Annotated in this window: 19 protein-coding genes; 4 read left to right on the top strand and 15 right to left on the bottom strand. The window is 70.4% G+C overall.

What is annotated here, in order from left to right:
• Positions 1 to 29 precede the first annotated feature (29 nt).
• Complete coding sequence (locus AB0I04_RS00165; RefSeq protein WP_360876427.1) at positions 30 to 1841, top strand: DUF1003 domain-containing protein; 1812 nt, start codon at positions 30 to 32, stop codon at positions 1839 to 1841.
• Positions 1842 to 1917: 76 nt separating this feature from the next.
• Here AB0I04_RS00165 and AB0I04_RS00160 read toward each other — a convergent pair whose 3' ends face one another.
• From AB0I04_RS00160 to AB0I04_RS00145, 4 genes are all read right to left on the bottom strand, one after another.
• A complete protein-coding gene (locus AB0I04_RS00160) occupies positions 1918 to 2244 on the bottom strand; it encodes a sec-independent translocase (protein WP_360876424.1) in 327 nt (108 codons plus the stop codon).
• Positions 2245 to 2358: 114 nt separating this feature from the next.
• A complete protein-coding gene (gene tatA / locus AB0I04_RS00155; RefSeq protein ID WP_360876421.1) occupies positions 2359 to 2652 on the bottom strand; it encodes a Sec-independent protein translocase subunit TatA in 294 nt (97 codons plus the stop codon).
• 86 nt (positions 2653 to 2738) lie between these two features.
• On the bottom strand, positions 2739 to 3800 hold the full coding sequence (locus AB0I04_RS00150; protein ID WP_360876418.1) for an AI-2E family transporter: 1062 nt from the start codon (positions 3798 to 3800) through the stop codon (positions 2739 to 2741).
• A 113-nt stretch (positions 3801 to 3913) separates the two neighbouring features.
• Complete coding sequence (locus AB0I04_RS00145) at positions 3914 to 4882, bottom strand: cytochrome c oxidase assembly protein (RefSeq protein WP_360876416.1); 969 nt, start codon at positions 4880 to 4882, stop codon at positions 3914 to 3916.
• Positions 4883 to 5227: 345 nt separating this feature from the next.
• Between AB0I04_RS00145 and AB0I04_RS00140 the strand changes: the two genes are divergently transcribed.
• Positions 5228 to 7282 (top strand): hypothetical protein, encoded by a 2055-nt coding sequence (locus AB0I04_RS00140; protein WP_360876413.1) that lies wholly within the window; start codon positions 5228 to 5230, stop codon positions 7280 to 7282.
• On the opposite strand, the gene mgtA is transcribed toward AB0I04_RS00140, so the two are convergent.
• The 7 genes from mgtA to AB0I04_RS00105 form a co-directional block, all read right to left on the bottom strand.
• Positions 7270 to 9996 carry a magnesium-translocating P-type ATPase gene (gene mgtA, locus AB0I04_RS00135; protein ID WP_360876410.1) on the bottom strand — a complete coding sequence of 909 codons (2727 nt, stop codon included), beginning with the start codon at positions 9994 to 9996 and terminating at the stop codon, positions 7270 to 7272. The two genes, AB0I04_RS00140 and mgtA, sit on opposite strands and share 13 nt — an antisense overlap.
• A complete protein-coding gene (locus AB0I04_RS00130) occupies positions 9980 to 10333 on the bottom strand; it encodes a metalloregulator ArsR/SmtB family transcription factor (protein WP_360876407.1) in 354 nt (117 codons plus the stop codon). Before AB0I04_RS00130 ends, mgtA begins: the two co-directional genes overlap by 17 nt.
• A gap of 235 nt (positions 10334 to 10568) precedes the next feature.
• Positions 10569 to 11330 carry a sulfite exporter TauE/SafE family protein gene (locus tag AB0I04_RS00125; protein ID WP_360876405.1) on the bottom strand — a complete coding sequence of 254 codons (762 nt, stop codon included), beginning with the start codon at positions 11328 to 11330 and terminating at the stop codon, positions 10569 to 10571.
• A 310-nt stretch (positions 11331 to 11640) separates the two neighbouring features.
• Entirely contained in the window at positions 11641 to 12441 is an 801-nt protein-coding gene (locus AB0I04_RS00120) for an SDR family oxidoreductase (protein ID WP_360876402.1), read from the bottom strand.
• A complete protein-coding gene (locus tag AB0I04_RS00115; RefSeq protein ID WP_360876399.1) occupies positions 12438 to 13667 on the bottom strand; it encodes a cytochrome P450 in 1230 nt (409 codons plus the stop codon). Before AB0I04_RS00115 ends, AB0I04_RS00120 begins: the two co-directional genes overlap by 4 nt.
• The gene (locus AB0I04_RS00110; RefSeq protein ID WP_360876396.1) at positions 13664 to 14632 is read right to left on the bottom strand and encodes a phosphotriesterase-related protein; all 969 of its coding nucleotides are present in this window, start codon (positions 14630 to 14632) and stop codon (positions 13664 to 13666) included. The genes AB0I04_RS00115 and AB0I04_RS00110 overlap by 4 nt, the downstream gene beginning before the upstream one ends.
• Positions 14629 to 15408: a phytanoyl-CoA dioxygenase family protein gene (locus tag AB0I04_RS00105; protein ID WP_360876393.1), complete on the bottom strand. Its 780-nt coding sequence runs from the start codon at positions 15406 to 15408 to the stop codon at positions 14629 to 14631. Before AB0I04_RS00105 ends, AB0I04_RS00110 begins: the two co-directional genes overlap by 4 nt.
• 147 nt (positions 15409 to 15555) lie before the next feature.
• Between AB0I04_RS00105 and AB0I04_RS00100 the strand changes: the two genes are divergently transcribed.
• Entirely contained in the window at positions 15556 to 16470 is a 915-nt protein-coding gene (locus AB0I04_RS00100) for a TIGR03621 family F420-dependent LLM class oxidoreductase (protein ID WP_360876390.1), read from the top strand.
• On the opposite strand, the gene AB0I04_RS00095 is transcribed toward AB0I04_RS00100, so the two are convergent.
• A complete protein-coding gene (locus AB0I04_RS00095; protein WP_360876387.1) occupies positions 16467 to 17216 on the bottom strand; it encodes a hypothetical protein in 750 nt (249 codons plus the stop codon). The genes AB0I04_RS00100 and AB0I04_RS00095 overlap by 4 nt on opposite strands.
• Before the next feature lie 142 nt (positions 17217 to 17358).
• Here AB0I04_RS00095 and AB0I04_RS00090 point away from each other — a divergent pair, with 142 nt between their 5' ends.
• Complete coding sequence (locus AB0I04_RS00090; protein WP_360876384.1) at positions 17359 to 19062, top strand: NAD-binding protein; 1704 nt, start codon at positions 17359 to 17361, stop codon at positions 19060 to 19062.
• A gap of 106 nt (positions 19063 to 19168) precedes the next feature.
• Here AB0I04_RS00090 and AB0I04_RS00085 read toward each other — a convergent pair whose 3' ends face one another.
• The 3 genes from AB0I04_RS00085 to AB0I04_RS00075 form a co-directional block, all read right to left on the bottom strand.
• Entirely contained in the window at positions 19169 to 20530 is a 1362-nt protein-coding gene (locus AB0I04_RS00085) for a hypothetical protein (protein ID WP_360876381.1), read from the bottom strand.
• Between the two features lie 485 nt (positions 20531 to 21015).
• Entirely contained in the window at positions 21016 to 21885 is an 870-nt protein-coding gene (locus tag AB0I04_RS00080) for a TIM barrel protein (protein ID WP_360876378.1), read from the bottom strand.
• A complete protein-coding gene (locus tag AB0I04_RS00075) occupies positions 21882 to 22889 on the bottom strand; it encodes a Gfo/Idh/MocA family oxidoreductase (protein ID WP_360876375.1) in 1008 nt (335 codons plus the stop codon). Before AB0I04_RS00075 ends, AB0I04_RS00080 begins: the two co-directional genes overlap by 4 nt.
• Positions 22890 to 23078 lie beyond the last annotated feature (189 nt).

The following is a 23078-nucleotide window of genomic DNA, read 5'->3' as shown; positions in this document are numbered from 1 at the left end:
GCGGCCAATGACCCGGTCCAGGGGGATATGTGAGTACTGCCAGTCAGACGACCGATGTACCGCAACACCCGGTCACGGTCTCCGATGAGAAGGTCGGGTTCAACAGTGCCATCGCGGCCGCGCTGACATGGTGTGTGGGTTCGATGCCCGCCCTGTACGTCGTGCTGATCATCGTCACTGGGTGGATGGCCCTGGCGACCTGGGGCCCGCTGCACCGGGTCGACCCCTACCCGTTCGGGTTCCTGCTGTTCCTGAACAACGTGGTACAGCTCGTCCTCTGCTCGGTGATCTTGGTCGGTCAGCGTGTGCTGGGTATGGCCGCCGACCGCCGGGCGGTACAGACGTATGAGAACGCCGAAGCGATCTTCGAGAGGGTCGCGGACCTGCAGGCACACCTGGACCGGCAGGACCGCGCGCTCAGCCGTGGGGTCAGCCTGCTGGAGTCGAGTCCGCATCCGTGGATCGACCGGCACCGAGTGCAGCCGCCGCCCCAGGCCATCGACCAAGCCGTGGGCATCAATGGCCGAATCGCCGCCTGGCTGACGCAACGGCTGGGCAGTATGTGGGCCTTCTACATTTCCGCCGGAACACAGGTGATCTGGATCGCTCTGGACGTGCTCGGTATCCAGCGGTTCGATCCGTACCCGTTCGCCTTCATGGCGTTCTTGTCCACCCTGGCCCAGCTCATCTTCATGGTGGTCATCATGGTCGGCCAAGACGTCCTGAGCCGGGCCGCCGACCGCCGTTCCGAGCAGACCTTCCTCGACGCGGAAGCCATCCTGCACGAATGCCGCCGGATGAAGGCGCGCCTGACGGCCCAAGACCGCGTCATCGACAGCCTCGCCGACTACACCACCGCCCAGGTCACCGAGCACCTGGCGCAGACCATCCATAAAAGCCGGCTGCAGTCCGCCACCGACACCGGTGAGGCGCCGGCCGGCCGGCCCGCGTTGCATCCCTGGAACGAATTGCTGGAGGAGATCAAGGAGGCCAACCGGCTCCAGGCACGGCAGATCGGTGAGCGGCTGGCCGCGATCGGTTACCTGATGGTCCCGGCCGTCGACCCGGCGCTGGCCATCGCCTTCGACGAGGAAGAGGCAGAGTCGCTGGCCCAGCTGGAGCACCAGCAATGGCTGGGCGAGCAAAGGAGGCAGAGGCCGGCGGACCCGCCCGAGCCAGACGATGGCACGCGTCCCGACCTGGTGCCCTGGGAACGGCTTTCGGACGAGGCGCGGGCACAGGCCGTGGATGAGGCACGGCGCATTCCGGTCCTGCTGGCCGATGTGGGCTTCCAGGTCCTCCGGAACGGCAAGGGCACTTCCGACGGCCCGGGCGAACTGGACTTCACCCCCGAGGAATGGGCCACCCTGGAGCAGGCACTCATGGCCTCAGGTGTGCTGGTGTCGCTCGCCGAAGGCGTCGTCGACTCCGAGGAGATCTTCGCGCTGGTCACGATGCTGCGGGAGGCCAGCATCACTCATCCGAGGCGATTCATCCGCGAGCTGGCAGCGGCGTCCGACTTCGACACCAGGCTACAAGCGGGCACCGTGTATGCCGACTACGAGGGGCCTGCGTTGCAGGCCATCCGCTCGGCCAGCACCATCGTCGCCCGGACGGCACCCGCGGAACTGGACGACTTCCGTGCGTTCCTGGTGGAGATCGCTACTACGGTCGCCGACGCGAACAACGAAGGTGGCTTCTTCGGCCTGGGCGCCCGGCCCCGCACGCCCAACGAGGCCGCAGCGATCGAAGCCGTCAAAGAGGCGACAGAACTCGATCCTTCGGGTCAGGGCCGGCCCGGATCCACGTGGACCTCGGCGTCCTGTGAGAGTTCTTCGTAGCGGACGCGATTGCCGTTATCCGTTCCCGGCGACGCCGAGGGCCGTTGAGCCTTCGCCTCGCGCACTGGCCGGGATCTCAGGTGGCTTCGGGGTCATAGGGCGGACGTTCGCCGTAGGAAAGAAGAGGTTCGGCGCTGGGTGGATCATCTCCAAGAGCATCGTCAAGGTCGTCAAGCAGATGCCTTTGGACGAAACGGCGCGGGTTGAGATCGGAAAGGTCCAGGTCGGCGTATTCGGGCCCGAGCCCGGCCTTGATCTCGCTCGTGGCGTCGGTGGCCATCCGGCGGAGTTGCCGCAGGGTCTGCGCGGCTTGGCGGGTGACGCGCGGCAGCTGGTCCGGGCCGAAGATGATTATTGCCAGTACCAGAAGCAGCGCGACTTTTTCGAACCCGAGGTCGAACACGGTCGGGACCCTTTCTCCGTGAACCAACGCCTCGACACTGACCGCATCGGCGCCGTGTGGTGGCGCGAGCACCCGACCGGATCGCGACTACCAGGGCGGTCCGTGGTCAGCGTGTCAGTCTCCTTGACGCGCCGCGTCGGGGGTCTTCAGTTCCTGCGGCCTCGGGGCCTGCTGCTCCAGGCCGGCGGCCTCCTGCCGAAGGCGCGCAGCCTCCTCACGCATCTGCTGGACGGACATCGTCACTTCAGCCGAGTCGTCGCCATCGGTCATCAAGCCTTTGGTCTCGGATTTGAAGATTCGCATCGATCGCCCGAGCGAACGCGCGGCCTGTGGCAGCTTGGCTGATCCGAACAAGACGACGAACACCGCGATGACGATCAACCAATGCCATACCGAGAATTCACCCATCGCCCTCTCCTCGATCGGCGCCGACTCCTCGCCGTCCGCGAGGCCTCCAACCATCTTTATCTTATAGTTGCACAATCGTACAAGCATCATCCGGATGGCTCAGCCTCGGGCCGACCCCGGAGGGCCGGCCACGCGCGGTAGATCACGGCCACGGTCGGCACGGCGACCGCTGCTCCGGGAATCCCGCCGAGTACGGCACCCACCGTGATCGCGATGATGATCGCGAGGGGATGCAGGCGCACCCACCGGCCGACCACGAGCGGCTGCAGGACGTGTCCCTCGAGCTGCTGTTCGACGATCAGGATGCCGAGGAAGATGAGGGCCGCGATGCCGCCCTTCGCACTCAGGACGACGAGCACCGCGAGGGCCCCGGCGACGATGATGCCGACGATCGGGATGAAACTGCCGAAGAAGACGACCACGGCGAGCGGTGCGATCAGCGGCACCCCCATGATCATCAAAGTGACGGCGATGACGATCGAGTGGATGGCGGCGACCATCACGGTGCCGTGAACGTACTGCGACAGTGTCTGCCAGGCTGCGCGCCCGGCCTGGTCGGTGCGTTCGCGATAGCGACCGAACCCGCTGATCAGCCAGTTCCAGATGCCTGCGCCGTCTTTGAGGAGGAAGAAGGTCACGAACAGCAGGAAGATCAAAGCTGCGATCATCTCGCCGGCGACCGTGGCCCCGGTGAAGGCCGCGTTGGCCACCTTGCCGCGTTCCTGCTGCAGTTGCTTGAGCATGCTGTCCGCAGCCGATTCCAGCTGTGAGTTCTTCAGGTGCAGTGGCCCGTTGACGAGCCAGTGCTGCACGTCATTGACCGTGTGCCTCACCTGGTTGATCAGGTGGGGGAACTCATCGTTGGCCTGGATGCCGACGAAGGTGCCTACTCCGCCGAGCACGCCGAGGGCGAGAAGCATGGTCAGCCAGGTGGCGGCCAGCGGCGGCATCCGTCTCCGGAGGCGGGCCGTGATCGGGTTGAGCAGAGCGCACAGGAACAGCGCGATGGCGAACGGCAGGACCACCAGGCGCAGCGTGTCGAGGATTCGCATCAGGCCGTACACGACGACGCCGATGACGATCAGCCGCCAGCACCATGCGGCCGCGGAGGCCAACGCGGACGGCACCTTCGGCGCCTCACTGCTCACATCGTCCCCTTCAAATGGCGGGCGTACAGCCTGGCAACGTTCGTACTGGTCAGGTGAACAAGCGATCGTCTCCGCACGGGCGTCAAGGTCCAGGAGCGCTTCCGCGAACCCGCTCAGCCGCGGGGGCCGCGGCCGTACCGCTTGGACAGGATGGGATCGGTCTCCCACCAGGGCCGCATCATCTCCGGGCCCGGATCCGGCTCACCGGCCGGTCGAGCGGCATGTTGCGCGGCGAGTTCGGCGTCGAGGCGCCGGTCGATCTCGACTTGTTCCCGCCGGTCCTGGCGGAACATCCGCACGCCGAGCGCTGCGAGGAAGGGCAGACCGGCGATGTCGCCCAGTACCCACAGCGCGCCGCCGCCCCAGAGCTGGTCCTGCCGTGGCGACGGGCCCCACGCACGGTGCAGGCCGACGTAGTACGACTCTGCGATCAACCGGTGCCCGAACATCAAGATGATCCCAAGCGCGCCGTCGAAGATCACCTCGGCGAACGTGATGAACATGCTGACGAGATGGGGGTACTCGCGGCCGACGGGGTCGAGTTGCAGGCGCGGCCAGAAGTACAGCAGTCCGAAGGCGACCAATGTGACGGGGAGGAGCGCGTTTAGCACGCCGCTGCGGAGGGTCGACTCGTACCAGGGCGTGAAGTAGAGCAGCCAGGGCGGGGCGATGAGCATCATGGTGGAGACGGCAGGGAACATCAACGCCCGGGACACACGGCCGCGCAGCGCCGTGCGCAGCCGTTCCCGCCGCCGTGGCGGCAGCGCCTCGACCAGCAGTGTCACCGGTGCACCCAGCGCGAGGAAGAGCGGTACCACGGTGAGTTCCAGCGCCACCTGCGCCGCGCGGGCGGTGAAAAGGACCCGCTCGTACGCACCGATGAACGAGCAGACGCAGATCGCCCACAGGGCCAGGCCGCTCAGGAACCACATCGTCCGGCCGATGGGCCATTCTCCGACGCGACGCACACGCCGTACCCCCATCAGGTACGCCGCTGCGGCCGCAACGATCAAGGTCACGCTCAGTGGCGCGAAGATCCACGTCGTGAACACACGAGCCCAGGTCAAAGGCTCAACGGCCATCTCCTTCTCCATTGCCGAGGCGCGCCGGGCCGGCCCAGGTCGAGATTGGGCGCGATACGGCGGCGCGAAAGTTGTAGATTTGCGCAAGCGTACAGCCATCTGGTCGGCGGCTCGTCGCCGGGTGAGGGTTTCACCGATGATGTGTGCTGTACAGTTGCGCAAATCTTCAAGCATCGCGATTCAAATGCGATAACGCATTCCCCGAGCCGCATCCTCCAGCGTCGATGACCAGGAAGGCCCCGTCGCTTGCCCCGGAGAATCCTTGCCGTCGCCGCAATACTGATCTCGGCGCTCATGCTCGCGCCCTCGGCCGAGGCGGACACCACCAGACCATCGAATGTCGTCATGATCGGCGTTCCAGGGCTGCGGTGGGCCGACCTGTCACCGACCGGGAGCCCGGTGCTGTGGAGGATGGCCCACGAGGGCTCGATGGCGTCGCTGTCGGTCCGTACGGTCGGAGCGTGGACCTGCCCGATCGATGGCTGGCTGACGCTGTCGGCCGGAACACGCGCGGCCTATCCGCGGATCCCTTGTGGGCAGAACCCTGGCGATCCGGTACGCCGGGGTGACATCTGGTACGCGCCGATGGCCGCCAATGCCCGGCAGATCAACCTGAAGTCGTATTTCCGCGCGGCCGCCGGCTCCCTGGGTGACGCGGTGCACCGAGCCGGGGCCGGCATCGCCGCGATCGGCCCGGGCGGCGCGCTGGCTGCCGCCGACTCGACCGGCGGGCTCGACGCGTACGCACCCGCTCCCGAGACCTTCCACGATTGGGACCGTTACCGGGTCACCATCGTCGACCTGGAAGATGTGGTGCGGCCCTACCTTGGAGCCGGGGTGAGCCCGCACCGGCCCGCCCGTGTCGGCGTGGCGCAGCGGGCCGCGGCGGTCCGCCAAGCGGACGCCGAGATCGGCCGGGTGCTCGCGGCCGTTCCTCCGGGCGGCAACGTGGTCGTCGCCGGTCTGTCCGATGAGTCCGATGCCCCGCACCTGCGCGCCGTTATCGCGCGTGGACCCGCGTTCGCTCCCGGGCATTACCTCCGGTCGGCCTCGACCCGGCGCGATGGTTTGACGATCCTGCCCGACCTCACCGCCACGGTGTTGACGGCGGCGGGGCTGAGTGTCCCGGCTCAGGTGGTGGGTGATCCGTGGAGCCACGGCGGGGCCTATGGCGAGGTGAGCGGTGCGGCCGAGGCGATGCGCGGATACGACCGTGCGGCGCAGGTCGTACGAGGGACGGTGTCCGGATTCTTCGTCGCGTTCGTCGTCTGCCAGTTGCTGGTGTACGCGCTGGCCGCGGTCGGGCTTCGCGGGTCGGGCGGCGACCGGCGGCGCCGGGTGCTGACTTTCGCCCGTACGCTGGCGCTCGCCGGCGCGGCGGTCCCGGCCTCGACCTATCTGGTCAACCTGGTGCCCTGGTGGAGGGCGTCCCGGCCGGAGCCGTTGCTGTTCGCCGGCGTCCTCGCCGGTGCCGCGGCGCTGACGGCCATCGCGCTCGGCGGGCCGTGGCGCCGTGAGGTCATGACGCCCGGCACGATCGTGGCCGGGATCACCGCCCTGGTCGCCGGGGTCGATCTGCTGCGGGGCAGCCCGCTGCAGATGAACAGCCTGATGGGGTACTCGCCGCTGGTCGGTGGGCGCTACTACGGGCTCGGCAACATCGCGTTCGCGACATTCGCCACCGGCACCCTGTTCTTCGCCGCGGGGATCGCGCATCTGCTGTTGCGCCGCGATCGGCGCGGCTGGGCGGCGGTGGCGGTCATCGCACTCGGCGCCGCCGCGGACGTGCTGTCCGGGTCCCCAGGCCTTGGCGCCAAATTCGGCGGCACGGTCGCGCTGGTGCCCGGTACGGCGGTGACCGCGCTCATCGTGGCCGGAAAGCGGGTCACGCCGCTGCGGGTGCTCGGCTTCGCACTCCTCGGCGTGGCCACCATCGCCACCATCTGCTGGCTGGACTACCTGCGACCGGCCGGGCAGCGCACCCATCTCGGCAGGTTCGCGGGGCAGGTCATGTCCGGCGACGCCCTGCCCGTGATCGCCCGTAAGCTGCACGCGATGCTCCACACCGTGGGCAACATCCCGCTGACCTTGCTGACCGCCGCCGGGGTGCTGTTCCTCTTCGTCGTGCTCCTGCGTACGAACGGCCGTGGAGGAGGCGGGCCGCTGACGGCCGCCTACGAGCGCGCGCCGGCGCTGCGGGCAGGACTCACCGGCACTCTGGTCACCTCGATGAGCGGCTTTGCGATCGAGGACTCCGGGATCGCCGTGCCGGCGATCGCGCTCACTCTGGCCGTGCCGCTCGCGTTCGCCGCCAGCGCCCGTGCCCTGGCCGACCGCCCCGCCGACGGTCCGGGGACCGGAGCACGCGACAAGACCGATGACGCGATTCAGCTGCTGTGAACTTTTGCGACGTCGTGCGAGCCGAGTGACGTGGCCTTGTTCCATCGGGCCTTGGCCGCGCTGATCAGCACGCAGTAGAGCACCAGGACCAGGAGCAGCAGCAGGACGCAGGCCGCGGGCAGGGCGGCCATCTGCAGCACGGGTGCGAGGGGAGAGTAAGGAAGCGCCACGGCGATCGCCGTGAGGGCGAGAGTACCCAGCAGTACGGGCAGCGCGGCGTGGTCGCGGAGCGACGGCAGCCGGGGGCTGCGCAGCAGGTGGACCGCCGCGGCCTGGGTGAGCAGGTTCTCGACGAACCACCCGGTGTGGAACAGCGCCTGGGCAGCCGGTGTGGGATGGCTGCCGGTGGTGTGCAGCAGGATCGCGAAGGCGGTCAGGTCGGCGAGCGTGTTCATCGGCCCGAGCAGCAGAACGAACCGGGTGAGCCGGGCCGGCTCGAAGCTGCGCGGGCGCCGCAGCGTACGCGGGTCGACATGGTCGAAGGCGAGTGGAAGCAGGCACAGGTCGAAGCAGAGGTTCTGCACCAGGATCTGCATCGGCAGCATCGGCAGGAACGGCAGGATGACACTGGCCGCCAGCATCGACAGCACGTTGCCGAAGTTCGAGGAGATGGCGATCTCCAAATACTTCGTGATGTTCGCGAACGTGCGCCGCCCGTCGGTGACCGCCTCCGCCACGGCATCGAGGTTCTCCCTCAGCAGCACGACGTCGGCGGACTCGCGCGCGATGTCGACGGCGCTCTCGACGGTGATCCCGACGTCCGCGTCGCGTAGTGCCATCGCGTCGTTGACGCCGTCGCCGAGGAACCCCACTGTGTGGCCGGCTGCCCGGAGCGCACGGACGATATGGGCCTTCTGCTCCGGGTCGACGCGCGCGAACACCGTGGTCTGCCCGGCGAGCTCGCGCAACTCGGCGTCATCGCAGCCGGCGATGTCCTCGCCGAGCACGATGCGGCCCGGATCGATACCCGCGTCGCGGCAGATCCGCGCCGCGACCAGCGGGTGGTCTCCGGTGAGGACCTTCACGGTGACGCCACGGTCAGCCAACGCCGCGATGGCCGCCGCAGCGGAGGGGCGTGGCTGGTCACGGAAGCCGACGAACCCCACCAGAGTCAGGTCCTGCTCATCCGAGGGGCGGTAACCACCGATTCGTACCGGCTGGTCGGCCACGGCCACGGCGAGCACCCGGACACCGTCAGCGGCGTGCCGGTCGGTGAGCTCACGCAGCCGGTCGCGGTCCGCATCGGTCAGCGGCGTGTCGCCGTGCCGGGTCCGCAACCGGGTACAGCACTCCAGGACCTGCTCGAGCGCGCCCTTGGTGATCAGTGTCTCGGTGCCCAGCCCGGTCCGTACGACGACGCTGCCGCGCCGACGGGCGGGATCGAAGGGGATCACATCGACCCCGGTCCAGCCGTCGAGGGGGACATCCCGTTGCTCGGCGTGGGTCAGCAGTGCCTCGTCGAGTTCGTTGACGAGGATCGCTTCGTCGTCCTGAGCCGCCCACGCGCTGTTGATGGCCGCCCAGCGCAGCACCTCCGGATCCGGGTGGCCCTCGGCGTCGAGATGGCAGTCGACCGTGATCCGGTCGTGGGTGAGGGTGCCGGTCTTGTCCACGCACAGCACGTCGACCGCACCGAGGTTGTGCAGCGCCGGCGGCCGTTTGATGATCACCTTCCGGCGGGCGCTCACCTTGGCGCCCCTCGCCAGCGCTGTACTGACCATCACCGGCAGCATCTCCGGCGTCAAACCGACCGCGACGGAGATCGCGAACCACAGCGCCGCGAACCGCAGACCGTGCACGGCCGAATTCACCACGAACACCAGCGGCGCGCACACGAGCATCAAACCGATCAGCGCGCGTGACACGCCCTTCACACCGCGGTCGAACGCGGTCTCGGCGCGCCGCGCCGGCAGCCGGGCATGCATCACGCCGAAGTAGGTCGACGCGCCGGTCGCGACCACGACAGCCGTTCCGGTGCCGGTGGCGACCGTGCTGCCCATGAAACACAGCCAGGGGCAGTCGAAGGCGCCCAGATCACCCGCCGGTCCGGGACCTGACGTGGCCGCCTGGTCAGTGGCGATGTGCTTGGCGGCCGGCAGGGATTCGCCGGTCAGCACGGCCTGGTCTACCGACAGCCCCGCCGATCGCAGCAGTCGAATGTCGGCCGGGACCATGTCGCCGGGCGCCAGGTTCACGACGTCACCGGGGACGAGCTGGTCGATCGGGATTTCCCGCACCATCGGTGACGCCTGTGCCCGGGCACGGCGGACCACGGTGGCCGTGGTGCTCACCATCGCCCGCAGGGTGGCCGCGACCCGGTCGAAGCGATGTTCCTGGCGGACCTGCAACCAGCAGCTGACCAGCACCATCACGCTGATCACCGCCGTCGCGCCGAACGCGCCCAAGACGGCGGACACGCCGCCGAGGGCCAGCAGGATCAGCACGAACGGATTCGTCGCCGCACGCAGCAACCGGGCAGCCCGCCCCGGTGCGCCGGAACCGGCGATGACGTTCTCGCCGTGGCGTACCAGGCGGGCCTGGGCCTGCTCCTCTGTCAGGCCCCGCGGCCCGCTCTCCAGCCGGCGGAGTACCTGCAACACCGGCATCGAGGCGTATTCCGCCAGCCGGCCGCGCACCTGCGGCAGGCACGGCCGGTCCGCCCCGCCAGGCGCGGGTGCGCCGGCGGCGGTGAACGGATCAGGCGCCCACGCCACGACGGCGCCTTGAAACCGCGGACTCATCCCGCATCCGGTCGACCATCTGCCGCACGATCGTCACGATGTGCGGATCATCGACCAGGTAGACCTGGTGACGCCCCTCCCGGCGTGACCGGACCAACCCGGCGAGCTTCAATTTCGCCAGATGATGGCTGACCGTCGGGACGGTACCGCCCACCTCCGCGGCGATGGTGCCGACATCGCGGTCGCCGTGCGAAAGCACCCACACGATGTGCAGCCGCATGGTCGCGGACAGCAACCCGAACGTGCCTGCCATGTCCTGAAGCAACTCAGGTGACAGGCACGCCCGCGCCCCGGCACTGGTGTCCGCCACCGCTCACCTCCACACGTTGTCGGCATTACCGATCCGTTGCGGCCGGCCCGCGGAGGAGACCAACGCAAGGAACGCCCAGGCTAGGAAGGCGCGTCCTTCCACGCCCCAGGCGAACAGTTGTCGCACTGCACAAGTATGAAATGTTACAGCGGATGCCCGTCGGTGTGTCCGCGTCCGAATGCGATCCGGCTGCCACCGGCAGGCGCGTTGGTCACCGTGAAGACCTTGGAGGTGATCAGCCGTTCGGTTTGATCCATAGCTGCAACGCCAGGCCGAGGCCGATCAGGACCACCAGCCAGCGCAGCAGAGTGGCCGGGAGGCGGCGTGCGATGCGGGGGCCGAGCGTGGAGCCGACGAACATGCCCAGTCCCAGAGGCGCCACGGCCGTCCAGTCGACGGGGCCGAAAACGGCGAAGGCGGCGGCGGAGATGAGCGCTGCGCCACCGATGAGCATGTTCTTCAGGGCGTTCGCGGTGGCCAGACTGGGCTCGGAGGTGATCAGGAGGAGGGCGAGGATCATCACGCCGGACCCTGCGCCGAAGTAGCCGCCGTACACCGACATCGCGATCAGTCCCAGCGGAAGGACCACACCGCTCGCCCCTGAAGGATTGCCGCGCCGGTGCCGGGCGGCGAGCCGAGGCTGGGCGAGCAGGGCCAGCGAGCCGGTGGCCACCAGGAACGGTACGACGCGGGCGAAGACGCCCGGTGGGGTGAACAGCAGCAGCAGAGAGCCCGCCGCCCCGCCCAGGGCCGACAGCGGTACCCACCGGCGCAGCCATGGTCCCTGGCCGACCAGCTCAGGCCGCGAGGCGAGGGCCGATCCGGGCCAGCAGGCGACGACCGCGACGATGTTGGCCACGTTCGCCGCCAGGGCGGGCAGACCCGCCGCGAGAAGGGCGGGATATGAGATCAACGAGGTGATGCCGCCCGCGGTGCCGACCACCCCGGCGAGCAGCCCTGCCGCGCCCAGCAGCGCGATGCCGCCGAAGCCGGTCATGACCGGACCGCCTGGACTGCGGATGTGTGCTTGACGGCCGTGACGGGGTTCATGGAAGGGCCTCCCTGTGGTCCGGCCCAGCCGAAAGGTGGGCAGGGTGATGGAAGCCCCTCAGGGTTTTTATCCCGTCAGGTGTAGGCCGAGAGCCTCGGCCCCGGCGCCGCTCGGTCCAGTCCGACGGCACCCTGGTTGTGGTGGTCGAGGCGGGGCCGTCGCGGAACCCTAGACGCAACCGCGAACTGTCTGGATTTTATCAGCGGCAGAGCCGCTCAGCGGGTGTTTGATCACACACAGCCCGCGTCGAACCGGCTCACTGTCGCGCCTGGCGGATGGCGTGTTCGGGGCGGTGGGTGGTGGTGCCGCCGTCGATGACGATGGTCTGGCCGGTGATGCAGCGGGCCTCGTCGGAGGCGAGGAAGGCGACCAGGGCCGCGACGTCCGCGGGCTCGGCGGCCTGGGGCAGGACGCGCTCGGCGGCCTTCTCGGCGAGGCGTTCGGGCGTCATCACGGCGCGGGCGACGTCGGTCAGGACGAGGCCGGGGGCGACGGCGTTGCAGCGGACGCCGCGCGCGCCGTACATGGTCGCGACGTAGCGGGTGAGCGAGGTCAGGGCGGCCTTGGCGGAGCCGTACGCCGCGTGGTCGGTGTCGCCGAGCAGACCCGACACCGACGACGTGTTGACGATCGCGCCGCCGTCGCGCATCGCCGGCACGGCGTACTTGCAGCCCAGCATGGCCCCGCGCAGGCTGACCGCGAGGGTGCGGTCCCACACCTCGACGTCCATGTGGGTGAGGTCGAGGTCGCGGCCGTAGACCTCGCGGCCGAGGGCCGCGGCGTTGTTGTGCAGTACGTCCAGGCGCCCGAACTCCCGTACGGTGCCGGCGACCATCCGCCGTACGGCCTCCTCGTCGCTGACGTCGGCGGCCAGCGGCAGGGCCGTGGCGCCGGTCCGCTGCAGGAGTTCCGCCGTCTCGCGCGCGGTGTCGTACCGGATGTCGGCGACCGCGACGCGCGCGCCCTCGGCCGCGAGGCGTACGGCGACGGCGCGGCCGATGCCCGACCCGCCGCCCGTGATGAGCGCGACGCGGCCGGTGAACCTCGCCGCGTTCACCACTCGACGAGGAGGCGCGGCAGCCCGCGGCCGACCAGGCTCTTGCGGTAGCCGATCTCCTGGCCGGGGGCGAGGCGCAGGCCGGGCAGCCGGGCGGTGAGGCGCTCGAGGGCGATGTGGAGTTCGAGGCGGGCGAGGGCCGCGCCGACGCAGTGGTGGATGCCGTAGCCGAACACCATGTGGTCGCGGGCGTTGGCGCGGTGGACGTCGAACCGCTCGGGGTCGGGGAACACCGTCTCGTCGTGGCCCGCGGAGTCGGCGTGCAGGAACACCTCCGCGTCCGCCGGGACGGTGACACCGTGCAGGGTGACGTCCTCGGTGGTGCGGCGGAAGCTGCCGAGGCTGGCGCCGTCGATGCGGAGCGTCTCCTCGATCATGTTGGGGATGAGCTCCGGGTCGGCGACGACCACCTCCCAGGAGTCGCGGTCCCGTTGCATCCGGTGGACGGCGTTGCAGAAGCCGTTCGGCACGGTGTCGTTGCCGCCGAGCAGCAGCGCGCTGATGGTCTCGACGACCTCGCGGTGCGACAGGCCGTCCGGGCCGGTGTCGATGAGTCCCGCCATGAGCCCGGCGAAGTCGTCACGGGGCTCCGCGCGGCGTTCGGTGACGAGCCGGTCGACGTAGTCGAGGTACTTCAGGAAGTCCTGCGCCAGCTCCCGCTGGCGGGCGGGCGGCTGCGGAGAGAGGAACAGCTGGAACCAGGAGTACACCCACTGCTTGACCTGGTCCTCGTCCTCGGGCGGCACGCCGATGAACGCCGCCGTCAGCCGGGCGGACGGCGGATGCGCGAGGTCGGCGACCAGGTCGGCGTGCCCCTGCGGCTCGACGGCGTCCAGGACCGCGTCGACCTGCGTCGCGAACGCGTCGCCGAGGCCGGCGACGGCGCGCGGGGTGAACGCCCGGGAGATCGCCCGGCGGATCCGCGTGTGCTGCGGCGGGTCGACGTTCGCGGCGAAGTTGTCGAGGAAGGACCGGTGCTCGCCGAGCGACTCCTTGACCTGGTCGGTGAGCGTACGGGAGATGGTGAGCGAGCCGATGGAGGAGAACCTCCGGTGGTCGCGGTACGCGTCGCGCACGTCGTCGTACCGGGTGATGACCCACATGCGCAGGTGCTCGCTCCAGAACACCGGCCGCTCGTGCCGCAGGCGGGTCAGGAACGGGTACGGGTCGGCGACGTGCCAGTCGGCGGTGACGTCGAAATCGGTCGCCGTCTCGGGCGTGCTCATGAACCGCCTCCCAGGATGCGCCGGGGGTTGTCGACCAGCATCTGGTGGATCTGCTCCTCGGTGACGCCGCGCTCGCGCAGGGCGGGCAGCACGTCGCGGGAGATGTGCAGCAGGTGGTAGTTCGGGTGCCGCCGCCGTACGACGTCGGGGTCGAAGCGGTCGTTGAAGCAGTACGAGTCGTGGGACAGCACCATGCGCCCCGCGTGCCCGCGCTCGCACAGCGCGGCGACGGTCGCGACCCGGTCCTCGAACGAGGTGAACTCGATGCCGAACCGGTCCATGCCGAGGTACGAGCCGTTCGCGATGAGCTCTTCGAGGTAGGCCAGGTCCGTGGAGTCGCCGGCGTGGCCGATGACCACGCGGTCCAGGCTCACGCCCTCGGCCGCGAGGAGCTTCTGCTGGTCGAGCCCGTTGCGGGTGGCCGACTCGCTGTGGGTGGTGATCGGCACGCCCGTCTCGCGGTGCGCCTCGGCGACCGCGCGCATGACCCGCTCCACGCCGGGCGTGATCCCCTGCCGTCCGGTGGCGCACTTGAGCATGCCCGCCCGCACGCCGGTACGGCCGATGCCGTCGGTGATGTCGCGCACGAAGAACTCGGCCAGCCGGTCCGGCCCGCCGAACAGCGTGCCCGGCCCGCGGTTGCCGAAGTACGGCGGCAGGGCGTCGTAGGTGTACAGGCCGGTCGCGGCGACGATGTGGACGTCGGTCTGCTCGGCCACCCGCCGCACGGCCGGAACGTACCGGCCGAGGCCGACCACGGTGAGGTCGACGATCGTGTCGATTCCGGCGGCCTTCAGCTCGTTCAGTTTTCCGGCGGCCTCGCGGGCGCGTTCCTCCAGGTCCCAGCCCTCGGGGACGTCCGGCCAGTTCCAGAGGATCTCCGGGCTCAGCCCGAAGATGTGCTCGTGCATGAGCGTCGCCCCCGGGTCGGCGACCGGGCCGCGCACCGTCTGCACCGGGCTCACGGAACCTCCACCGGGACGAGGGGGAACTTCGGGTGGTCGAACGGCCGGTTGACCTCCAGGCCGAGCCCGTCGGTCTGGCCGTACGGCGTCCCGGTGTACAGCGCGGCGGCGTCGAAGTAGGTCGCGGTGAACGACAGGCGGGGGGCGTCGCGGCGGTTCTGCGGCGCGCCATGGATGGTCAGGGCGCTGTGCACGGTGGCGTCGCCGGGCGCGAGGTCGAGCGGTGGGGACAGCTCCAGGTCCCGTAGCCAGGGGTGCCGGGTGAGCGCGTCGTCGCCCTCCCGGACGAAGCTGCGTCCCAGGGTGCCGTACCGGTGCGACCCGGTGAAGAACCGCAGGGATCCCATGTCGGCGGGCACGTCGGCCAGCGCCAGCCACACCGTGAGCATCGCGGACGTGTCCATCGGCATCCAGGGGAAGTCCTGGTGGTAGACGGTCTGCCCGTGCTCCCCCGGCTCCTTGACGAGAAGGTTGGTGATCTGGAGGCGGACCCGCTCCACGCCGGTCAGCAGGCGTACCGCGCCGCGGGCGAGGGCCGGTGATGTCGCCAGCGCGCCGAAGTCCTCGTCGTGCTCGGCGATGTCGCGGTCCTGGCCGAACGCCTGGTCGACGAAGCCGGTGCCCGGTGTCCCGCGGCGGGCCGCGAGCCGGTCGAGCGCCCGCCGACGAAGCCGTTCGACGAAGTCCCGGGCGACCAGGCCGGGCAGCCGCACCCAGCCGTTCTCGCGGAAGAAGCGGGCCTCTTCCTCGGTCACATCCCGTACGGGTGCAGCCATCGCCACCGCCTCGAGTCGCCGCCGAAGCCGACGCCACCGGGTGACCGCCGGACGGCGACCACTCGGGTCGACAGGCGCCGGAACGTCGTCCTGCCGCGACCATAGACGCTCTCGCTATGACGAGCAAGCGCTTGGTAAGCTACTGTGGTGAAGCGACCTTTCCGTTTCGGCGCCGTCATCCGCGACGCGGACTCGGCCGCCGCCTGGGCCGCCAAGGCCCGCAGGCTGGAAGACTCCGGCTTCGACGTCCTGCTCGTCCCCGACCACCTCGTCGGCCCCCGGTTCGCCCCGATCGCCGCGCTGACCGCCGCCGCGTGCGCGACCACCCGGCTGCGGGTCGGCACGATGGTGTTCGCCAACGACTTCCGGCACCCGGCCGTCCTGGCCAAGGAGGCGGCAACGCTGGACCTGCTGTCCGACGGCCGGCTCGAACTCGGCCTGGGCACCGGGTGGATGGCCCGGGACTACGAGAGCGCCGGCCTGCCGCTCGACCCTCCCGGCGCCCGCATCACGCGCCTGGCCGAGGCGATCCACGTGCTGAAGGGCCTCTGGCAGGGCGGCCCGTTCTCGTTCGGCGGCGAGCACTACACGATCGGCGGGCTCGAGCAGCTGCCGCTCCCCGTCCAGCGTCCGCACCCGCCACTGGTCCTGGGCGGCGGCGGACCCCGGATGCTGCGCCTGGCCGCCCGCGAGGCCGACGTCGTCAACCTCACCATGCGCGTACGGGCGGACGGCTCCGGCCCCGAAATCGCCGACGGCGGCCCGGACGCCTTCCGCCGGAAGGTCGAGATCGTCCGGGACGCCGCGGGCTCGCGGTTCGACGCGATCGAGCTCGGGACGTCCGTGCTGCGGATCGGCCTGGGGCGGGAGCCCGAAGCGTGGAGCGCCGCGAACCCCTCCGCCCAGGCCGGAACCCCCCAGGTGCTCGCCGGGGAGCTCACCGCCGTCTGCGACGCCCTCCACCGGTGGCGCGACGACCTCGGCCTCTCCTACTACGTCCTGCACAACGAGGCGGACCTCGACGCGTTCACCCCCGTCGTGGGCCGCCTCGCGGGCGGCTAACGGGCGAGGCGGGAGCCGGGGTACGGGGACAGGAGGGTCTCGCGCCAGGTGCCGTCGAGGAATTCGCGGGCGCGCTTGCGCCAGGCGAGCAGGCGTTCGTCGGCGTCGATCTCGTCGTCCAGCCCGAGCGCGGCGTCGTACGAGCGCTGCAGTGCGAGGTGGGAGTCGAGGTCGGTCGCCCAGACGGTGACGACCTCCGTGTCGCAGAGCAGCACCTCGTACAGGCCGACGGGGCGGTGGCCGTGGTCGGCGAGCAGGGGGACGCGCTCCTCCCGGACCGCCGCCAGGTAGTCGAGGGCCGCGCCGGGGCGGACGCGGGCGCTCTCCAGGACGAAGAACTCCGCTCCCGTCGCGTCGGCGAGCGCGGGGCTGCCGGGCGCGGCGCCCAGCGGCCGGGAGAACGCGGTGAAGCGCAGGTCGTCGATGGCGGACAGGAAGAGGTTCTCCTTGACGCCGGTGTAGATCTCCAGCATCTGCCGCCAGCCGCCGTCCCAGCCGCCGTGGCAGTCCCACAGGGTCACGACCTTGAACTGCGGGTGCCCGGTGATGCCGACCGCGTAGAAGGCGCCGACCAGGTCGATGTCGTGGGAGCGGATCGACTCGCCCTTGGTGAGCACGTGCCGCCCGGATTCGAGTGCCTCGTCCTCCTTCTTGTAGGCGGTGAGCCACTTGAGGTACTCCAGCGGCCTCCGCGAGTTCATCGGGTGGAATTCGACCTCTTCGAGCAGACAGATGCCTCGTCGCACGCGCCGCTCCCATCATCGTCACAAGCGCTTGCTTGGGACCCTAGAGAACGGACCCGGGGCGGGCAACCCCGCGACCTCGCCGAATCCGCGCTGCGTGCGCCCGTACACACGGCGTCAGAGCCTGGAACGTTACGATCGCCGCGTGCCGACCGTCGTCCCCCGCCTTCGGAGCCCCCTCCGCGGCCGCCTCATCATCTGCGGTGACACACCGCTCGCCTACCGGCTCGCCGACGAGTTGTCGACGCGTTACCTCCAGGACGTCACGGTCATCGTGCCGTCCAAGAGACGCAACCACGGACCCAAGATCACGGAGCTGCCGCGCGTGCGGGTGCACGAGGCGGCGGAGCTGGACGACGAGACGTTCCGGGCCGTGCACGTCGAGTCTGCGCGCGCCGTCGCCCTCGTCAGCAACAGCGAGGTCGGCAACATCCACGCCGCGCTGCGCGTTCAGGAGCTCAATCCCGACATCCGGCTGGTCATCCGGATGTCGAACACCGGGCTGGGCAACCGCATCCGCACGCTGTTCAACGACTGCGCCGTGCTGTCGGACGGCGCGGTCGCCGCGCCGTCGTTCGTGGCCGCCGCCCTCGGCGACCTGCCGCCCAGTCACGTCCGCGTGGCGGGCCGCACCCTCTACGTCGCCCACCGCAGCGACCGCGTCCGCAACGTCGTCTGCGGACTCGCCGACACCCGCCGCCCGGACGGGCTCCCCCGCCTGCTGCCGGTGGACCAGGGCCGGGCCAACCTGGTGCTCGCGGTCGCCGACGGCGCGCGGACGTCCCTCGCCGGCCCTCCCATCGACTACCGGCCGGAGACGACGTTCGCCCGGACCATGCGGTTGATCCTCAACCGCCGGCTCCTCCAGGTGGTCGTAGCGCTCCTCGCGCTGATCGTCGTGGGCAGCGCCGCGCTCAGCCTCGGAGACGGGCACGGCTTCACCTACTCGCTGTACCTCGTCCTGCTCGACATCGCCGGAGCGGCCAACCCTGATCCGACGCTCAGCGCGCCCGCCAAGGTGACCCAGGTGATCGTCACGCTCGCCAGCCTGGCGCTGGTGCCCGCGATCACCGCCGCGGCCGTCGACGCGCTGGTCCGGGCCCGGCTCGCCGGGCCGCTCGAACGGCTACGCGATCCGATCAGCGGGCACGTCGTGGTGGTCGGCCTCGGCGAGGTCGGTCTCCGGGTGGTCTCACAGCTCCACGACCTCGGCGTCCGGGTGGTCTGCGTCGAGCGGAACGAGGACGCCGTCGGGGTGCCGCTCGCCCGCCGCCTGGGGCTGCCGATCATCTTCGGCGACGCCACCCGGGAGGAGACCCTGCGGACGGCGTGGGTCGGCACCTGCCGTTCCGTCGTCACCGTCACCAGCGACGACATCACCAACCTCGAGGCCGGGCTGAGCTCCCGGGCGCTGCGCGACAACGTTCGGGTGGTGCTCCGGCTGTTCGACGACGACCTGGCGGGTCGCGTCCACCGCAACTTCAAGATCCCGGTGTCGCGCAGCGTGTCCTTCCTCGCCGCCCCGGCCTTCGCCGCGGCCATGATGGAACGCCAGGTCATCGGGACGATCCCGGTCGGCCGCAGCGTGATGCTGATCGCCGACATGCCGATCGGCGCAGGTTCCGAGCTCGACGGACGGCCGCTGCGTGAGGCGAACCTCCCCGGAGAGGCCCGGGTGCTGGCGCTCGGACGCCGCGGCCGGCCCCGCTTCGACTGGGACCTGCAAGACGGCTACCTGCTGATCCCGGGTGACCGGCTGGTCGTGCTGGCGACCCGGTCCGGCATCGGCCACATCCGCACCCGGACGACCGGCACGTCCGATTCGCACGGGTCCCCGCCGCCGCGCTGACCGTCCGGCCGCAGCGGTCAGCGGTCAGCGGTCAGCCTCGTACGGTCTCGCCGGTACGCCCAGAGACCGGCCCGAAACCTCGTACGGCTCCGCACGGCCGTGGCGGTCAGCGGGCGATGTACTCCTCGCGGCCGTCCGTCCGGTGGGCCGCGACCTGTGAGGATCCGGTCAGGGTCCCGCTGCTCAGCTGGACGCGGTTCGACGCCACCTTGCTCTTGTCACCGGACGCGCCGATGGGGACGATCAGGTACGGGTGGCCGCCGACCAGGCCCGCGAGCACGGATGCCTCTTTCGCCTCGATCGTGCCGCTGGAGAGCCGGAAGGTCCCGTTGAGCCGGGCCAGGATCGCGTACGGGACGCCGTGGGCGACGTAGTAGCCGCCCGCGTCCAGGTCGCCTTCGGACGCGCTCATCGGGATGAGCAGCAGCGGGCGCGCCTTGTCGTGGTAGGCGCTGACCAGCGGGTTCAGCCGTGGAATCAGGTCGGTGTTCAACTTACTGAGGATGTCCTGGATGGACCGGCGAAGCGCGTCCGACGGCGGCTCGGCTTGCGGGGTGACGCCCGCGAGCAGCAGGTCGACGGGCGTCTGGCGGGTCCGGGTGATCTCCGGCTTCCAGCCCTTGCGCGTCTCGTCCAGGAGCAGGCCTGCGATCCCGCCGAGCGAGGTGCTCTCCCCGTCGAGGGTCACCTGCCCGGGATCGAGCGCCTGGTCCAGCGGCCGGAACTGGGACCTCTTGCGGATCTCCGCCTGGTCGCCCCGCGCGGCTCCCGACGCCATCGCCGTGGCGACCGCGTCGAAGTAGCCGGCCGCCCCCTCGCCGATGTCGAGCGCGGTGGCCCGCTTGGCCTCGTCCGGGAACTCCTTCTGCCACTTCGACCGCCAGTACGCCGCCCCGGCGAGCCACCGGTTCCGCTGCCTGGAATCGCGGTAGGCCGCGACCAGGTCGTTGTAGAGCATGGCGCGATACAGCCGGGGCGTTACGGCGAGCGGGTACTCCGTGCCGCGCTGCTCGCTGCCCTTCTTCAAGACCTTCCACTTCTGCTCCGTGGCGTGGTAAAGCTCGTCCGTCGCAGCGGAGAAGAGTGTCGTGGACAGGCTCTGCCCCGCTATCTCGGCGTCCGACCGGTACGACGGGTCGGCGACGTTCATGACGACGGCCGGGTGCCCGTCCCAGGTGACGTAGGACGAGCCGCTGTGCGGGATGGCGATCTTCTTCTTCGCCAGCTCCCCCGGGCTCAGGTCCGTCACGCCGTCCACGCTGATCAGCCGCGCCCGGCCGCGGTCGCCGAGGATGATCCGCCGGTCCTTGAGCACGGTCCCGGGCCAGATCTGCGGGGCGTCCGGCCACACCCGGGCGACGGCCTCCTGCACCTCGACCGCGACGGGTTTCAGGGCCGTCTGGGAGGAGGTCACCCCAGGCCGCGAGTGGGAGTCGTCGGAACAGCCGGCGGCGCCGAGCGCCACCACCGCGACGACCCCCGCCCAGCGGCACCTGGGAGACGGCCGGCGTGACCGGCCTGGAGGCGAGCTCCTACGGCCTGAACGCCCGGACCCAGCACCGACGAACCCAGTGAACACCGCACGTACCCCCGCGACCGATCTCGGACATGGGCCGGGGGGAGAGGCTTGCCCATCCTGACGCGGGCGATCATTCCCCGTACATCGGCGGCTTAACGTTGCACGTCGGCAACGCTTTTCAGCCCGTTGAGGAAGCCGACGCCCCGCCCGACACCGACGGGTCAACGTCACACGTCGGCAACGCTTCTCAGGCCGTTGAGGAAGCCGACGCCCCGCCCGACACCGACGGGTCAACGTCACACATCGGCAACGCTTCTCAGGCCGTTGAGGAAGCCGACGCCCCGCCCGACACCGACGGGTCAACGTCACACATCGGCAACGCTTCTCAGGCCGTTGAGGAAGCCGACGCCCCGCCCGACACCGACGGGTCAACGTCACACATCGGCAACGCTCTTCAGGCCGTTGAGGAAGGCGACGCTCCGCCGGACGTCGTCGACCGGGCCGCCGCCAGCGGCCGGCTCGGCACCCAGGATCGTGTCCTGCTCGAGGACGTACCAGCCGTCGTACCCGGCCCGGTCGAGCGCCGCCACGATCCCGGCCGTGTCGACGTCGCCCGCGCCGAGCGGACGGTAGAGCCCGTCGCGTACGGCCTCGGTGTAGGTGGTCTCCCCCGCGCGGACGCGGTCGGCGGCGCTCGCGTCGACGTCCTTGAGATGCACGTGCGCGATGCGCTCCGCCGCCGCCCGTGCCAGTTCGAGGGGATCGGTGCCGCCGATGAGCAGGTGGCCGGTGTCCAGGCAGAGCGGGACCTCCGAGCCGGCCAGGACCCGGTCGACCTCGTCCAGCCGTTCGACGATCGTGCCGACGTGCGGGTGCAGGACGGTACGGCGCCCGCCCTCGGCGGCGTACACGGCGATCCGGTCGAGGTTGGCCAGCAGCGTCGTCCAGTTCTCGGCGGCCAGCACGGGACGCTCGTCGTACCCGTCCTGGCCGGTCGCGGCCGCCAGGACGAGCATCCGCGCGTCGCCGAACCCGCGCAGCGCCCGCTCGACCTCCGGCAGCGGGTCGTACGCGGGCTCGTGCAGGACCACGGGCACGAACCCGCCGACCGGCGCCAGCCCGTACGACGCCAGCAGCGCCTCGCGCTCGGCGGGATCGGCCGGCAGGAACCCGTCCGGGCCGAACTCGGTGGCGACCAGGCCCGTGTCGCGCATCTCGGCCAGCACCCGGTCCGGGGCCATCTGGTGGCCCCATCCCGGTACCTCGCACACGCCCCAGGAGATGGGCGCCCCCGCGATCCTCATCGCCGGACCTCCTCGATCGTCACGGTGCGCCGCTCCCGGCGGGACCGGTCGCACGCCTCGGCCACGTAGAACCCCTCTAGTGCCTCCTCCGGCGGGCACGGGCTGTCGGCCTGTCCCGCGACGACCCGGACGAAGGCCGCGAGTTCGGCCTCGTACGCCGGCCCGAAGCGTTCCAGGAAGCCCTGGCACGGCTGGGCGCCGAGCGCTCCGGCCGCCGAGCCGCCGTCGACCGCGGTCAGCGGCGTCTGCTCGCCGAAGCCCGCGGCGAGGCTGTCCTTGGACCCCAGCGCTTCGAAGCGGACGTCGTAGCCGGCCCCGTTGTAGCGGGTCTCGGAGATGATGGCGAGGGTGCCGTCGTCGAGGGTGAGGAGGGCGGCGCAGGTGTCCACGTCGCCGCTCTCGGCGAAGTAGTCCTCCCCCTTGTTCGCTCCGGACGCCGTCACCTCGACGACCTGCCGCCCGGTGACGAACCGGACGGCGTCGATGTCGTGCACCGCGCAGTCGCGGAAGATTCCGCCGGAGACCCGGACGTAGGCGGCGGGCGGCGGGGCGGGGTCGAGCGTGCAGGACCGTACGGTGTGGAGCCGGCCGAGGCGGCCCGCGGCGATGGCCTCCCGGAGCGCGACGTGGCCGGCGTCGAACCGTCGCTGGAACCCGACGTGGACGGGGGTTCCGGTGGCACGTACCGCCTGAACGACTTGGAGCGTTCCAACGCTGTCGTCGGCAAGGGGCTTCTCACAGAAGGTCGGCAGGCCCGCCCGCGCGGCACGGGTCACAAGCTCCGCGTGCGCGTCCGTCGCGGCGGCGACCACCAGGCCGTCCAGCCCGGCGTCGAAGAGCGCGTCGACCGAGTCGGCGACGAGCCCTCCGTACTCCTCGGCGATCCGGTGCGCCCGACCGGCGTCCGGATCGGCCACCACGAAGGATTCGACGGAGGGCAGCGCGCGAAGGGTCTCAGCATGCCGGGCACCGATGCGGCCTGCCCCGGCGAGCCCGATTCTCATAGAGTCCTCCCGGTGGGCGGTGTCGTGTTGGACGCTCGCGAAGCCGACGAAGCGGTACGGCACCCAAGGCCTTGAGGGCCTGGTAGCGCCGTTGGAACGCTCCATAATCAGGACGCGGTTGTCATGACATTAAGAGGTAATACCAACCTAGGCCGCACCGCAAGACCCGTCCATCACGTGACCGGTCTC

This window comes from Actinoallomurus sp. NPDC050550 (assembly GCF_040655075.1).
GTDB lineage: Bacteria > Actinomycetota > Actinomycetes > Streptosporangiales > Streptosporangiaceae > Actinoallomurus.
Note: the sequence above shows the minus strand (reverse complement) of the source record. Positions and strands in the feature narration are given on the sequence as shown.